Consider the following 14,629-nt stretch of genomic DNA (forward strand, 5'->3'; position numbering starts at 1 on the left):
AATGGTCGATGCCCTGTGACCACAGGGCACAACCCCATTTGATTTTTCAAGAAAATCTGCGTGTTCAAGAGGCGTTACATGGATTACCTGCCAATATTCTGTCAACTCCACGATAAACCTTGTCTATTGGTGGGAGGGGGTGAAATCGCCGAGCGCAAAGCCCGGCTATTGCTGGACGCTGGCGCAGTCATTACCGTCAACGCGATCGATTTTAACGATCAATTTCGGGCCTGGGAGCAGGATGCGCAATTAACGCTGGTACACGGTACTTTCGATCCTACGCTGCTGGACGAGGTATGGCTGGTGATTGCCGCCACTGACGATCAGGACGTAAATAACCATGTCTATGCCAGCGCCAGCGAGCGTCGGATCTTCTGCAATGTCGTCGATTCGCCAGAGCGCGCTAGCTTCATTATGCCGTCGATCATCGACCGTTCACCTCTGATGGTCGCCGTGTCTTCTGGCGGTGCCGCGCCGGTATTGGCACGACTGCTGCGGGAAAAGCTGGAAAGTATTCTGCCGCAACATCTCGGTAAGCTGGCGGCATTCGCAGGCGACCTGCGCAGCCGGGTAAAAAACCGATTTCGCAATGTGAGCGCACGCCGTCGCTTTTGGGAAAAATTCTTCGTCCACGATCGGCTGGCGCAGGCGCTGGCCAATGAAAATAGCCAAAGCGTTCAACAACTGACGGAACTGCTCTTCTCCGCCCCGCTGGATGACAGAGGCGAAGTGACGCTGGTCGGCGCAGGGCCTGGCGACGCGGGATTACTGACGTTGAAAGGCCTACAGCATCTACAACAGGCCGACATCGTCGTTTACGATCGGCTGGTCTCGGAAGAGGTTCTCAACCTGTCACGCCGCGACGCCGAGCGCATCTTCGTGGGTAAAGCATCTGGCTATCACAGCGTTCCTCAGGAGCAAATCAATCAGTTGCTGGAAGAAAAGGCACGGGCTGGCCATCGCGTCGTCCGGCTGAAAGGCGGTGACCCCTTTATCTTCGGCCGTGGCGCCGAAGAGCTGGAGTACCTGCAACAGGCGGGCGTGCCGTTCTCTGTCGTGCCCGGTATTACCGCCGCCTCGGGCTGTTCAGCCTACAGCGGTATCCCGCTCACCCATCGCGATCACTCGCAGGGCGTCAGGTTGATCACCGGGCACGTCAAGCACGACACCGATCTGGACTGGTCCAGCCTTGCAGCAGAAAAACAAACGCTGGTGTTTTACATGGGGCTTCAGCAGGCTGAGCACATTCAAAGTAAGCTCATCGAACAGCAGTTACCGGAAACCGTGCCTGTCGCGATTATCGAAAGCGGTACCTCAACCAAACAGCGCGTTCTGACTGGACAGCTCTCCCAACTGCGCGAATTAGCACAACAGGCCAGCAGCCCGAGTTTGATTATCATCGGCGACGTTGTCGGGCTGCGGGAAAAATTGAGCTGGTTCCCTGACCAGACAGCATAATCCTCTCCCTATCTCTCGGCATACCCGCTATCCGTTCTACCGGATAGCGGGTATGCACCATCATAATGCAACGCCCCATCAAATAGCATAACAATGCACTATTTTGGACATGCTCCCTTACAAAATGTCACTTTAATGCTTTACCACAGGCCACGTCTGCCTTATTTTGACTAAAACAAAATCCATTAATAAGCAGGCTATATGAATAAATAATCAATAATCGTTTACGTAAAACGTGGCCCGACTATTGCTTAGCTTTCTAATAGATTCGCGGCACGACCTCTGAATCGTTCCTATCGAACCGATTTCATCGTCAAGTCATCGTGGTTTTTCGACATTAGTGCCTCATCGAATGAGTCCATACCGAAAGGTGATACATCGCGTCATTACGTATTTCTACTCGCGTTCCTGAACGGAGTATGTAGTCCTCTCATCACAAAAACAGTTCTGCCCAGCAGAACAATAAGCAAGCAGTTTGGAGTCACTTGTGGAAGACGTTACTTTCTGGCATCTCATCAGTTTTGGTGAACAGGGCTGGGGGAAATTATTACTCATCGGGGCAGGAATGACGCTCGCGCTGGCGATCGGTGGCTTTCTGCTGGGGGCGGTGATCGGCACGATCGGTGCCTGGTCCAAAATTTGCGGCAATCGCCCCGTTCGCTATCTGGCAGATGGCTACACAACGCTTATCCGTGGCGTCCCCGATCTACTCATCATCTACCTGCTGTATTTCGGTGGCAGCTCTGCGTTAACCCTGCTCGCCAAACTGTTTGGCAGCAATGAGTTCTTTGGCTTTCCCGGCTTCCTCGCTGGGGTAATTGCCGTCGGCATTTCCTCTGGCGCGCAGCAGACGGAAGTCTACCGCGGTGCCTTCTACGCCGTGTCCAAAGGGGAAATTGAGGCCGCCAAAGCCTGCGGTATGCCAACGCTACTGCGCCTGCGCCGCATCATCATTCCGCTTCTGCTGCGCCACGCGATTCCTCCACTCGGCAACGTGTGGCAACTGGTGCTGAAAACTTCTGCGCTGGTTTCCGTTACCGGCGTCGCTGAACTATTGACGCAGGCGCAAACTGGCGCGGGCTCTACCGGCAAACCGTTTGATTTCTTCATGGCGGCCGCGTTGCTGTATCTGGCTATCTCAATCTGTTCCGGCTGGATTATGCGCCGTGCTGAGTCTCATTATTCCCGGGGTGTGAAACGCTGATGGATTTTCCTTTTCTGTATGACACGTTTCTGGAGATTATTCCCGGTATTCCGCTGACCCTGCAACTGGCCGTCAGCTCGGTTTTTCTGGGCTTCTTTCTGGCGTTAGGGCTGGCATTGATGCAGCTGTCATCCTTTGCCGTGCTGCGCTCGATTTCACGAACCTACGTGCTGTTTTTCCGCGGTACGCCGCTGCTGGTGCAGCTATTCCTGATTTACTACGGGCTGGGGCAATTTCAGTGGATTCGGGAGAGCATACTGTGGCCATTCCTGCGGGAACCTCACTGGTGCGCCCTGCTGTCGCTCAGCCTGTGTACCGGCGCCTATGCCTGCGAGATTATCCGTGGCGGATTGCAGTCCGTTCCGGTAGGCCAGATCGAATCCGCACGCGCCTGTGGCATGCCGTCGTTCATGATCTTCAAGCGGATCGTGTTCCCGCTGGCGATCCGTCAGGCGCTCCCTGCTTACGGCAACGAGCTGATCTCGATGGTCAAATCGACCTCGCTGGCTTCCATCATCACGCTGATGGAAATCACCGGGATCGCTGCACGTCTCATCGCGGAAACCTACCGGGCGCTCGAAGTGTTCCTGGTCGCCGGCGCTATTTATCTGTTTATTAACCTTATTCTGACCCGTTTACTGATGTGGACAGAATTTACGCTTACCCCTCATCTCCGTGCGCCGGGTGCGCAACCGGCAGCGAAAAAAATTAAGAAATTGGGAGACCTGCAATGACGACACCCGCCATTAGCCTGCGCAACATTCATAAAAGCTTCGGTTCTCTGGACGTCCTGAAAGGGATTTCTATTGAGGCCAATCAGGGGGAAGTCCTCTCCATTCTGGGATCGTCCGGTTCAGGCAAATCGACGCTACTGCGCTGTAGCAATCTGCTGGAGCTTCCCGATCAGGGCGAGATTCTCGTCGGCGGGGAAGCGATTGAAATGAAGCCGAACCGCAAAGGGCAGAACCGTCCGTCGAACCCCAAACAGATCGACAGAATTCGTACGCAGTTGGGTATGGTGTTCCAGAATTTTAACCTCTGGTCACACAAGACCGTGCTGGAAAACATCATCGAAGCGCCCGTGCACGTCTTAAAGCGTCCACAGGCGGAGTGCGTAGAGCACGCCGAGCAGCTGTTAGAGAAAGTCGGTCTGGCCGATAAACGCCACTACTATCCTGCGCATTTGTCCGGCGGACAGCAGCAGCGCGCCGCGATCGCCCGCGCGCTGGCGATGGAACCCAAAGTGATGCTGTTCGATGAACCGACCTCCGCACTTGATCCAGAGTTGGTCGGCGAAGTGCTACGCGTCATGCGCACGCTGGCAGACGAAGGGATGACCATGCTGGTCGTGACCCACGAAATGGATTTTGCCCGCGAAGTCTCCAACCGTATCGTCTTCCTCCATCAGGGGGAAATTGAAGAACAGGGAACGCCGGAGCACGTTTTCACCGCCAGTCAGTCGGCACGTTTCCGGCAATTTATTGCCAGTTGGTAAACACAACCCCACCACTATCGTCACAGTGGTGGGAAATAAACAAAATATAACGACATAAAACGCCGGGAGAACACACCAATGATCAAATCAAAACTCACTCTGCTCGCCTGCTCGCTGTGTATGGCAGGAACGCTGGCCGCTTCCTTCACCGCCTCAGCGGAAGAGAAAAAATGGACGACCGTCCGCATCGCGACCGAAGGCGCTTACCACCCGTATAACTTCACCAAACCAGACGGCACGCTGGATGGCATGGAGATCGAACTGTACAAAGTGCTGTGTAACAACATGCAGGTGAAATGCGAGATCATGGTTCAGCCCTTCGCCAGCGCGATTCCTGCGCTGAACGCGGGTAAATATGACGCGATCATCGCGGGTATGTCCGCCACGGCAAAACGTCGTGAAGTGATCGATTTCAGCCAGCCGTACACACAGTCAGGGCAGACGTTTGCCGTGCTGAAATCCAGCTCACTCGCCAAAGATTTCCCAGACGCGGGCGTGCGTTTCTCTATTGAACCCGCAGATGAAGCGAAAGCACAGGCAGAAGTTGAGAAGCTGAAACCGCTGCTGGAAGGCAAAACCATCGGCGTACAGTCCGCCTCTATCGCCAGCGCCTTTTTGGATAAGTACATGAAAGGCGTGATGAAAGTACGCGAATATAAAACCACGCAAGAACACGATCTGGATCTGAAAGCTGGCCGTGTGGATCTGGTCATCGCTTCCGCGCCGTACCTGAAGAGTACAACGGAAAAGCCAGGCAATGAGAACATCGTGATGCCTGGGCCACAGTTCATCGGCGGCATTCTGGGCAGCGGTTCTTCCGTTGGCCTGCGCAAAAGCGATCCTGAGCTGAAAGCCATGTTCGACAAGGCGATCGATCAGGCTAAACAAGACGGTACCATCAGAAAGCTGAGCGAAAAATGGTTCGGCATGGACACCACTCCACTCTGAGTGTCTCCCAATCGCAGAATCGCGTGTCATGGCTAACTGGCTGTGACACGCCTCTCGCCAATGCCATCAAAGAAATCAAACGAGCACACCACGCATGAATGCAACACACAATGAAGGAACGCTTCCGGCCGTTAATCGCCAGAACGTGGAAGAAATCTGCGATCTGATTGCCACCAAGCGACAACAGTTCTGTACGCTGAGCGACGGCATCTGGGACACGCCGGAGCTGAACTACGAAGAGCATCGTTCGGCGGCACAGCACGAAGCCATCCTGAAAGCAGAAGGCTTCCGCCTGACGAAAGGCATCGCCGGTATGCCCACCGCGCTATTGGGAGAATTCGGCGCAGGTCTGCCGATTATCGCCATTCTGGGTGAATACGATGCGCTGCCAGGCCTGAGCCAACAGGCGAATGTCGCTGAGCCGAAGCCGCTGGAAAACGGTGGCAATGGCCACGGTTGCGGGCACAATCTGCTCGGTACTGCGGCGCTACAGGCGGCGACAGCAGTGAAAGATTATCTGCAAAAGCACGCACTGGCCGGAACCGTACGCTTTTACGGCTGCCCTGCGGAAGAAGGCGGATCGTCCAAAGGCTTTATGGTCAAGGAAGGCGTTTTTGACGATGTCGATATCGCCCTCTGCTGGCACCCAGCGACCTTCACCGGCGTCAACAGCCCAGTCTCACTGGCCTGTAATGAACTGAATTTTTACTTCAAAGGTCGTGCCGCTCATGCCGCCAGCAGCCCTCATCTGGGACGTAGTGCGCTGGATGCGGTGGAACTGATGAACGTTGGCGTGAATTACATGCGCGAACACATGCCGTCCTCTGCCCGCATCCACTATGCGATTACCGACAGCGGCGGCCACGCTCCAAACGTCGTTCAGGCCAACGCCACCGTGCGTTACCTCGTACGGGCACGTCAGTTGCCGGAACTGCACCAGTTGGTTAAGCGCGTGAAGAAAATTGCCGAGGGCGCGGCGCTGATGACAGAAACCGAAGTCAGCAGCGAAGTGATTAGCGGTGATGCTAATCTGCTGGCAAACCCGCCGCTGGAAGCGCGTATGCACGAACATCTGCTGGCACTCGGCCCGATACCGTTCGATGACGAAGACCGCAAAATGGCAGCGATGTTCCAGACCGCGCTGAGCGCCGAAGACATTGCCGAATCCTATGCGCGTTTCGGCGTCAAACCGCAGCCGGGTTTAACGCTGCATGACGGAATTTATCCGCTGTATAGCCCGAATGACGCCTTCATCGGCTCTACCGACGTGGGGACGGTGAGTTGGGTTGTGCCAACCGTGCAAATCCGCAGCGCGACTTATGCCATCGGCACGCCTGCACATTCATGGCAGTTGGTCGCACAGGGGAAAACTGGGGCCGCACACAAAGGCACGGAGTATGCAGCGAAAGCGATGGCCTCACTGGCTATCGATCTGCTGGTCACGCCGGAACTGGTTGCACAGGCAAAAGCCGACCATCAGGAAAGATTGCAGCAGACACCGTTTGAGAACCCGATTCCAGACGACGTGTTTCCGCCTATCCCACGGGGGTAAGGGTGCGGATTCGAAGGGATAGGTAAGTCGTAGCAGGAAACCGTCAGGAGAAACCCTCCTGACGGTGATTAATACTTACGGGCGGGAAACAAAACCAACAGCGTCGTAGACTTTCTTCAGCGTTTCCTGTGCGCGCGCACTCGCTTTTTCAGCGCCTTCACGCATGATCTGTTGCAGGAAAGCCTCATCGTTACGGAAACGATGATAACGTTCTTGCAGCTCAGACAGCATACCGGATACCGCATCTGCCACCGCGCCTTTCAGGTGACCATACATCTGGCCATCGAATTCCTGCTCCAGCTCAGGGATGGTTTTTCCCGTCACGCCAGACAGAATATCAAGCAGGTTAGAGACTCCAGCTTTATTCGCTACGTCATAGCGAATGACTGGCGGCTCATCGGAATCCGTCATCGCACGTTTGATCTTCTTCACCACCGACTTCGGATCTTCCAGCAGACCGATAACGTTATTGCGGTTATCGTCAGACTTGGACATCTTCTTGGTCGGCTCCAGCAGCGACATCACCCGTGCGCCCGATTTCGGAATAAACGGCTCTGGTACTTTGAAAATATCACCATACAGGCTGTTGAAGCGCTGACCAACGTCACGGCTCAGCTCCAGATGCTGTTTTTGATCTTCGCCCACCGGCACCTGATTCGTTTGGTACAGCAGGATATCTGCCGCCATCAGCACCGGATAATCAAACAGACCCGCGTTGATATTCTCTTCATAACGCGCGGATTTATCCTTGAACTGCGTCATACGGCTCAGTTCGCCGAAATACGCATAGCAGTTCAGTACCCAGCTCAGTTGGCTGTGCTCAGGCACATGGGACTGAACAAAAATGGTGCTCTTTTTCGGATCGATGCCACAGGCCAGATACAGCGCCAGCGTATCCAGCGTCGCTTTTCTCAGTGCCTGCGGATCCTGACGTACCGTGATGGCGTGCAAATCCACGATGCAATAGATGCAGTCGTAATCGTCCTGCATGTTGACCCACTGACGTAACGCCCCCATGTAGTTACCAATGGTCAATTCACCAGACGGCTGCGCACCGCTAAATACAATGGGCTTGCTCATACTAAGGGTTCCTGATTGTGTGAAGAAGAATGCCCGATCAGGGGCAAAATATCGGCAAAACGATCCAGAACGACATCCGGCTGGCTCAGTTCGATCGCTTCACCATAGTTATAACCATACGTCATGCCAACGCTACGGCAGCCCGCCGCCTGTGCCGCCTGAATATCGTTGCGGGAATCGCCGACGAACAGAAGCTCGCTGGCACGCAGCCCCAGCTTACCGAGCACGAGATAAAGCGGCGCAGGGTGAGGCTTTTTCACAATGACGTCATCGCCACCGATGATCAGCGAAAAATAGTCACCAATCCCGAGGCCTGCTAGCAGTGGTGCAACGAACGGCGTGGGTTTATTGGTCACAACCGCCATCGGAACGCCCTGCTGCGCCAACTGCGCCAGCGTCTCTTTTACTTGCGGAAACAGCGTGCTACCGCTATCCACCGTCTGTGCATAATAGACATCGAACCGTTGACGAGTTCCTTGCAAGCGTGCACCTGTAGGCTCAACGCCAGCCCAACGCAGCGCCCGTTCAACCATCACGTCCGCACCGTTACCAATCCAGGTTGCGACACGGGCTTCACCCGCAGCAGGCAATGACTGCGCCACTAAGGCCTGATCGATCGCCGCCGCCAGACCTGGTGCGCTGTGAATCAGCGTCCCGTCTAAATCAAACGCTAATCCGCGAATCGCGGCTAATTCAGTCATGTGTCGTCCTTGAAATTTCACTACGCATCTGATCAATGACGGCACGGTAATCTGAATGACCAAAAATGGCAGATCCCGCCACAAACATATCCGCGCCTGCTTGCGCAATCGCGCCGATATTCTCTACTTTTACGCCGCCATCGACTTCCAGTCGAATGTCGTAACCGCTGTCGTCGATCAAGCGGCGAACCTGACGCAGCTTATCCAACGTGCTGGGAATAAAGGACTGGCCGCCAAATCCGGGGTTAACCGACATCAGCAGAATGATATCCAGCTTATCCATAACGTAATCAAGATAACTTAGCGGCGTCGCAGGGTTAAACACCAGCCCAGCTTTGCAACCGTGATCTTTGATCAGTTGTAATGAGCGATCGAGGTGATCGGTGGCTTCGGGATGAAAGGTAATGAAACTGGCTCCCGCGTTGGCGAAATCCGGGATGATACGATCGACGGGTTTCACCATCAGATGAACGTCAATCGGCGCGGTAATGCCGTAATCGCGCAGGGATTTCAGTACCAGCGGGCCAATCGTCAAATTTGGCACATAGTGGTTATCCATGACATCAAAATGGACCACATCCGCCCCGGCAGCCAATACATTAGCGGTATCTTCACCAAGACGGGCAAAATCAGCCGACAAAATGGACGGCGCGATTAAAAACGGTTTCATTCATTTCTCCAAACGGTAAAGTCTGAATGCCTGCGGGTAACCTGTTCCCAGTTAATGACATCTTTCACGCCATTAACCGATTCACTGCGTTCTGTTTACCCCACCCTGTATACAAAACGGTATCACCGATAGAGGGCTAATAACTCGTTTACTTTACTACGCCCTAAAATATTACGACTAATGGTTCGACGCGCTTTAACCACATACAGCGCAGCTTCCTGATACCACTCACGGGTCAGCAACGTGTCATGATTGGAAATCAGTACCGGAATCTGGCTTTCTACCGATAAACGGCGCGCCAATTGCGCCAAACTCTGCTGATCGGCACGGCTGAAATTATTGGTGTGGTAGGCCGTAAAATTTGCGGTCGCAGACAGCGGCGCATAAGGCGGATCGCAATAAATAACCGATCCCTTCTCTGCTTTTTCCAGCGTGTCCTGATAGTGCTCACAGACAAAGGTGGCATTTTGCGCCTTAAAGGCGAACCAGCGAATCTCTTCTTCAGGAAAATAGGGCTTCTTATAGCGCCCAAAAGGAACATTGAATTCCCCACGCATGTTGTAGCGGCACAGACCGTTATAGCAGTGGCGATTCAAATAGAGAAACAGCAGCGCGCGCCGATAGGCGTCGCTGCAAAGGTTAAATTCATCACGCAGCAGATAAAACGCCTCAGACGTGTTCACCTCTTCCGTAAACAGTTTACGGGCGTCGAGAACAAACTCATCGGCATCCGATTTGACGATATTGTACAGGTTAATCAGGTCGCTATTAATATCGGCCAGTATGTAGCGATCGTATTCCGTATTCAGAAATACGGAACCCGCGCCGACAAAGGGCTCAATAAGACAGTCTCCTGCAGGTAAATAGCGACGAATCTCTTCTACCAGCGGATATTTACCACCAGCCCATTTTAAAAAAGCGCGGTTCTTCTTCATGCCGTCGTTAGTTACTCATACGTTTCAGAGCCGCGGATTGTACTCTGTGTCAGACAGCACATCAGGGCTAAAATTGGTGTTACTTATTCAAGTCCTGCTTCACCTGGCGGATCGGCTTAACCCATGGTTTTTTCGCTTGAACTTCTGCGGGCAAAGTAGCAATTGCCTGTTTCGCTTCCGCAGAAGACGCATAGACTCCGGTCACTAACACATACCAGGATTTTCCGTCTCGTTTCGTTTCGTACACCCACGAATGGGTGAGGTTGTTCTGTTTCGCGTAGGCTTTCAGCGTATCGGCACGTGAAGCACTGCTCAGTTGTAACGTAAAGTGGCTGGCAGGCGCATTCTGTACGGAGACGTTCTGCCCAGCTGCCGCAGGAGTCGCTTTGGCATTAGCCGCTGGCTTGCTTGCGCTTGCGACTGGCGCTTTTGGCGCGCTGTTCGCTGCTGGCTTGGCACCATTCACATGTGCAGGCGTCGTATTATGCGTATTTTTAGCGGATGAAGCCGCTGGCGCTTTCCCCGTCGTCGCGACTGTCGCAGGCGCCGTCGGCAGCGTCGAGTTTCCCGTCGCCCCCTGAGAGAATTCGCTCACACGCCCTTGCTGTTGCGACAGCGCATCGGTGATGTTGCCTGGCAGCTCGATACGCTGCTGGCCTGCCACCGGCTGCTGAATCTGCGCATCCGTCGGTGTACCGGAAATTGGCGGAGCACTTAATGTCTGAGGCGATGTCGGCATCTGAGAAGACACCTGTCCTGACGTTTGGCCATGACTGGTCTCACCAGATACTACCGCAGGGCTTTCACCCTGTGAGGAAGGCGGTGCGTTCTGCGTCATGGAGGACGAGGAGGAGAGATCGATATTTCTCTCGCCGCTCGCTTGATTCTGCGTCTGTGACGTTTGTGGCTGAGAAGGTGCCTGCAAAGCAGAACCGATACCCACAATCAGCAATACCAGCACCACAATCCCGATACCAATCATCAGATGCTGTCTGGAAAGCGCGATTTTAGGTACCGCGAAGTTGCTGCTTTTTTGCTGACGAGTAGGTCGACGGTCACTGGTATCAGGCTTCAGCTCATCTTCCGGCTTGAACTCATCCATTTAACATCTCCCTACTAAAAAGCTTGAATCCGCCGCGCAGTCGCCAAGGCGAATCATTGAATCGTAACGCATTGTATTTTATTAACCATAACCCATCAGGGCGTGTCTGTCGTTAATACTTATCTTTCATAACTGATCGCCTTTCAGCGCTATCGCATCAGGCAAGGCAATCCGCTATCGAGGCCAGCACCATGTCGTGCGCTACACCGCCACGGACTTCCGATTGGCCAATTGCCGTTGGCAGTACCAGACGTAACTCACCTGCCAGCACTTTCTTGTCGCGCATCATATGAGGAAGATAGGCTTCAGGCGCCATTTGTGCTGGGCCGTTCACTGGTAGGCCCGCGCGAACCAGCAGAGATTTGACTCGCTCGACATCCTCAACGGAGAACTGCCCAAGGCGACGTGCCGTATGTGCAGCCATCACCATGCCTGCCGCAACCGCTTCGCCATGAAGCCAGTTGCCGTAGCCCATTTCCGCTTCGATAGCATGACCGTAAGTATGGCCCAAATTGAGCAGCGCACGCATACCACTTTCACGTTCATCTGCTGCGACCACTGCCGCTTTGATTTCACAGCAGCGTCGAATGCAGTAAGCCAGCGCGTCATGCTGTAACCCACGCACGGCTTCAATGTTTTCTTCGAGCCAAAGAAAGAAATCGCGATCCAGAATAATGCCGTATTTGATGACTTCCGCCAGCCCAGATGACAATTCCCGTGCAGGTAAAGACTTCAGGCAATCCAGATCGATCACAACCGATACGGGCTGGTAGAACGCCCCGATCATGTTTTTACCCAACGGGTGATTGACGGCGGTTTTACCACCAACGGAGGAATCTACCTGCGATAACAGGGTTGTCGGCACCTGAATAAACCGGACGCCACGCTGATAACTGGCCGCGGCAAAACCGGCTAAATCGCCGATGACACCGCCACCCAAGGCCACAATCGTCGTATCACGACCATGCGGCTTCGCCAACAGGGCACTGAAAACCTGATCCAATACGGCCAACGATTTGTACTGCTCACCATCAGGTAAAATAACCTGATCGACATGTACACCGTTGTTTTCCAGCACACCACGAACGCGGTCAAGATACAGAGGGGCCAACGTCTGGTTAGTCACCAGCATGGCCTGCTCCCCCGCTTTCAACGGCATAAAAGAAGCCGAATCATCAAATAATCCGGCAGCTATCGTAATGGGATAACTGCGTTCCCCAAGTGTTACGGTAATTCTTTCCATGCGCGTTAAACAACCCGTTCAGGATCCGCTCAATACGGATATAAAGGTATGCTCTTAGTTACTTTCCAGCATATTGATAATCTGGTTAGCAACAACCTTGGCACTTTGCTCGTCAGTCCGAATGGTCACGTCAGCGATTTCTTCATAAAGCGGGTTCCGCTCTTTCGCCAGCGCTTCCAATACTTCACGTGGAGGGGTTTCAACCTGAAGTAACGGACGCTTCTTATCACGCTGCGTGCGGGCCAGCTGTTTCTCGATTGTCGTTTCCAAATAAACGACAACGCCGCGCGCGGAGAGACGGTTACGCGTCTCACGTGATTTGACTGAGCCACCGCCTGTCGCCAGAACGATGCCTTGCTTTTCCGTCAATTCATTAATGACTTTCTCTTCACGATCGCGGAAGCCTTCTTCGCCTTCCACATCGAATACCCAGCCCACATCAGCCCCAGTGCGTCGCTCAATTTCTTGATCGGAGTCGAAAAACTCCATATTGAGTTGCTGAGCTAACTGACGGCCAATAGTGCTTTTGCCGGCACCCATAGGCCCAACCAGAAAGATATTGCGTTTCTCTGCCATGTTTTTTGGTATTACTAAGACAATTCGTTAATGATAACCCGCCCCGCCAATCAACCCAGCGGCGGGACCTAAACTGAAACCTCATGAGCGATAGTGCGAGAATCAGACAAAAAATTATCTCAAGACTCAGGGTAGTTTGGCAACCGAATAAAATGTCACACCGACCACAGGGGGTCAATGCAGTATGTTTTATCGACATTTTCGGTGGAACAACACTTCAGTGCTCAATTCGCTAACCCTTGTAAGCTAAATCCGCCGCAGCGTCAAACGCATAAGCGCGAACGCGACAAAATATTGCGTCCTGTCAGAAAAAAATAACCGCATGGCAGCCGAACGCAACGGGGTTTGCTCATGATGAGGCAGGAATCAGCGTCGGCGTAATGAAAATCACCAATTCTCGGCGCGTGTGCTGTTGAGTATGGTTTCTGAACAGGTGACCCAATACGGGAATCTCACCCAAGAGTGGCACTTGTCTGTCGCTGTTCTTTTTTTGCTGCTGGAAAATACCGCCCAATACGATAGTTTCACCATCGGCGACCGTCACCTGAGTTTGGATCTCCTGTTTATCGATCGCTAACGCTTCGCCATTGTCACCCTGCTTAATCGTCTGTCCCGGCATGTTTTGACTGATTTTCAGGTTCAGCGTAATCCGTCCGGCACGCAAAATAGCCGGTGTAACCTCCATTCCGAGCACCGCTTCTTTAAATTCAATAGACGTCGACCCACTGGCGCCGCTGGAGACTTGATACGGGATTTCCGTACCTTGTTTAATACTGGCGGTCTGCTGGTGTGCGGTAAACAACCGAGGGCTGGCAATAATTTCGACCTGACTTTCCTGTTCCAGCGCCATGAGTTCCAGATCCAGCAGGCGGCCATTCAATCGTGCTAAATGGAACCCTGCATTGATCGCGGGCGTATCAACGGGCAGGCCAACGTTAAAATTATTCAGCCTGAGCGCTTTATTCGCCGCATTCCCTTCCCCCAATCCCCAGTTGACGCCCAGTTCCTGAAGGTGTTCACTACTGATGGTGACAATGTGCGCTGCCAGTTGCACCTGTGCTAAGGGGAGATCGAGCGCCTTCACCCACGGTTCGAGCTGTGCCAGAGCCTCTTCCGTATCGCGAATCAATAAGGTATTCGTTCGTTTATCCACGGTTATGCTGCCGCGCGCAGAGAGCAGTGTTCCACGCTGAGCCTGAACGCTGGCCGCCACTTCCGTCGCCTCGGCATACTGCAACGCGACAGAGATATTGTGCAGCGGCAATTTCTGCGCCTGCTCCGCCATACGTTTGTCTTGCTCCTTCTCTAAAGACTCAAGGTGCCCAGCGGGGAAAACCATCAACACGTTACCGTCACGTTCTGCGCTGAGTTTCCCCATGCGCAGCACAATATCCAGCGCTTGCTGCCACGGTACGTCTGCCAGCCTTAAGCTCAGATTCCCCGTCACACCCGGCGCGATCACGACATTAAGCTGCTGGTGATCGGCTAACGCCTGTAGTACCTGCGGGATCGCCGAATCCTCAAACGCCATCGATACCGTATTTTCCGCACGAACCTGAAACGACGCGGTAAGAAAAAGTAGCCCGATCCACGCCAACATCTGACATAACATCCTCATGTTCATCACTTTCCTTGTTATCGAGATACGCTGTTGCCAGCGTTGTT

Annotated in this window: 14 protein-coding genes; 6 read left to right on the forward strand and 8 right to left on the reverse strand. The window is 53.5% G+C overall.

Going from position 1 to position 14,629, the window contains the following annotated elements:
- Window positions 1-78: 78 nt before the first annotated feature.
- The 6 genes from cysG (at window position 79) to H0247_RS14980 (ending at window position 6,657) form a co-directional block, all read left to right on the forward strand.
- Entirely contained in the window at window positions 79-1,458 is a 1,380-nt protein-coding gene (gene cysG, locus H0247_RS14955) for a siroheme synthase CysG (protein WP_180743246.1), read from the forward strand.
- Between the two features lie 487 nt (window positions 1,459-1,945).
- Window positions 1,946-2,662 carry an ABC transporter permease subunit gene (locus H0247_RS14960; protein ID WP_180743247.1) on the forward strand — a complete coding sequence of 239 codons (717 nt, stop codon included), beginning with the start codon at window positions 1,946-1,948 and terminating at the stop codon, window positions 2,660-2,662.
- Window positions 2,662-3,396, forward strand: coding sequence for an ABC transporter permease (locus H0247_RS14965; protein ID WP_015841972.1), 735 nt, complete (start codon window positions 2,662-2,664; stop codon window positions 3,394-3,396). The genes H0247_RS14960 and H0247_RS14965 overlap by 1 nt, the downstream gene beginning before the upstream one ends.
- Complete coding sequence (locus H0247_RS14970; protein ID WP_180743248.1) at window positions 3,393-4,157, forward strand: ABC transporter ATP-binding protein; 765 nt, start codon at window positions 3,393-3,395, stop codon at window positions 4,155-4,157. The genes H0247_RS14965 and H0247_RS14970 overlap by 4 nt, the downstream gene beginning before the upstream one ends.
- Window positions 4,158-4,235: 78 nt before the next feature.
- Window positions 4,236-5,105 (forward strand): transporter substrate-binding domain-containing protein, encoded by an 870-nt coding sequence (locus tag H0247_RS14975; protein ID WP_180743249.1) that lies wholly within the window; start codon window positions 4,236-4,238, stop codon window positions 5,103-5,105.
- Between the two features lie 94 nt (window positions 5,106-5,199).
- On the forward strand, window positions 5,200-6,657 hold the full coding sequence (locus H0247_RS14980; protein WP_180743250.1) for a M20 family metallopeptidase: 1,458 nt from the start codon (window positions 5,200-5,202) through the stop codon (window positions 6,655-6,657).
- Between the two features lie 75 nt (window positions 6,658-6,732).
- On the opposite strand, the gene trpS is transcribed toward H0247_RS14980, so the two are convergent.
- The 8 genes from trpS to hofQ form a co-directional block, all read right to left on the reverse strand.
- Window positions 6,733-7,737, reverse strand: coding sequence for a tryptophan--tRNA ligase (gene trpS / locus H0247_RS14985; protein ID WP_180743251.1), 1,005 nt, complete (start codon window positions 7,735-7,737; stop codon window positions 6,733-6,735).
- Window positions 7,734-8,438, reverse strand: a complete 705-nt coding sequence (locus H0247_RS14990) for a phosphoglycolate phosphatase (RefSeq protein WP_180743252.1) — start codon at window positions 8,436-8,438, stop codon at window positions 7,734-7,736. The genes trpS and H0247_RS14990 overlap by 4 nt, the downstream gene beginning before the upstream one ends.
- Window positions 8,431-9,108: a ribulose-phosphate 3-epimerase gene (gene rpe / locus H0247_RS14995; RefSeq protein ID WP_180743253.1), complete on the reverse strand. Its 678-nt coding sequence runs from the start codon at window positions 9,106-9,108 to the stop codon at window positions 8,431-8,433. The genes H0247_RS14990 and rpe overlap by 8 nt, the downstream gene beginning before the upstream one ends.
- A 122-nt stretch (window positions 9,109-9,230) precedes the next feature.
- Window positions 9,231-10,043, reverse strand: a complete 813-nt coding sequence (gene dam, locus H0247_RS15000; protein ID WP_180743254.1) for an adenine-specific DNA-methyltransferase — start codon at window positions 10,041-10,043, stop codon at window positions 9,231-9,233.
- A 79-nt stretch (window positions 10,044-10,122) separates the two neighbouring features.
- On the reverse strand, window positions 10,123-11,145 hold the full coding sequence (locus H0247_RS15005; protein WP_180743255.1) for an SPOR domain-containing protein: 1,023 nt from the start codon (window positions 11,143-11,145) through the stop codon (window positions 10,123-10,125).
- A gap of 157 nt (window positions 11,146-11,302) precedes the next feature.
- On the reverse strand, window positions 11,303-12,388 hold the full coding sequence (gene aroB, locus H0247_RS15010; protein ID WP_180743256.1) for a 3-dehydroquinate synthase: 1,086 nt from the start codon (window positions 12,386-12,388) through the stop codon (window positions 11,303-11,305).
- 54 nt (window positions 12,389-12,442) lie between these two features.
- Window positions 12,443-12,964, reverse strand: coding sequence for a shikimate kinase AroK (gene aroK, locus H0247_RS15015; RefSeq protein ID WP_005969451.1), 522 nt, complete (start codon window positions 12,962-12,964; stop codon window positions 12,443-12,445).
- Window positions 12,965-13,313: 349 nt separating this feature from the next.
- Window positions 13,314-14,588 (reverse strand): DNA uptake porin HofQ, encoded by a 1,275-nt coding sequence (gene hofQ / locus H0247_RS15020; protein ID WP_180743257.1) that lies wholly within the window; start codon window positions 14,586-14,588, stop codon window positions 13,314-13,316.
- Between the last annotated feature and the right edge of the window lie 41 nt (window positions 14,589-14,629).

The organism is Pectobacterium sp. CFBP8739, assembly GCF_013449375.1.
In the GTDB taxonomy this organism is placed as follows: Bacteria; Pseudomonadota; Gammaproteobacteria; order Enterobacterales; family Enterobacteriaceae; genus Pectobacterium.

Coding starts and splice junctions, on each gene's coding strand:
- cysG (WP_180743246.1), top strand. CDS start 79: ATGGATTACCTGCCAATATTCTGTCAACTCCACGATAAACCTTGTCTA.
- H0247_RS14965 (WP_015841972.1), top strand. CDS start 2,662: ATGGATTTTCCTTTTCTGTATGACACGTTTCTGGAGATTATTCCCGGT.
- H0247_RS14970 (WP_180743248.1), top strand. CDS start 3,393: ATGACGACACCCGCCATTAGCCTGCGCAACATTCATAAAAGCTTCGGT.
- H0247_RS14975 (WP_180743249.1), top strand. CDS start 4,236: ATGATCAAATCAAAACTCACTCTGCTCGCCTGCTCGCTGTGTATGGCA.
- H0247_RS14980 (WP_180743250.1), top strand. CDS start 5,200: ATGAATGCAACACACAATGAAGGAACGCTTCCGGCCGTTAATCGCCAG.
- trpS (WP_180743251.1), bottom strand. CDS start 7,737: ATGAGCAAGCCCATTGTATTTAGCGGTGCGCAGCCGTCTGGTGAATTG.
- H0247_RS14990 (WP_180743252.1), bottom strand. CDS start 8,438: ATGACTGAATTAGCCGCGATTCGCGGATTAGCGTTTGATTTAGACGGG.
- rpe (WP_180743253.1), bottom strand. CDS start 9,108: ATGAAACCGTTTTTAATCGCGCCGTCCATTTTGTCGGCTGATTTTGCC.
- dam (WP_180743254.1), bottom strand. CDS start 10,043: ATGAAGAAGAACCGCGCTTTTTTAAAATGGGCTGGTGGTAAATATCCG.
- H0247_RS15005 (WP_180743255.1), bottom strand. CDS start 11,145: ATGGATGAGTTCAAGCCGGAAGATGAGCTGAAGCCTGATACCAGTGAC.
- aroB (WP_180743256.1), bottom strand. CDS start 12,388: ATGGAAAGAATTACCGTAACACTTGGGGAACGCAGTTATCCCATTACG.
- aroK (WP_005969451.1), bottom strand. CDS start 12,964: ATGGCAGAGAAACGCAATATCTTTCTGGTTGGGCCTATGGGTGCCGGC.
- hofQ (WP_180743257.1), bottom strand. CDS start 14,588: ATGAACATGAGGATGTTATGTCAGATGTTGGCGTGGATCGGGCTACTT.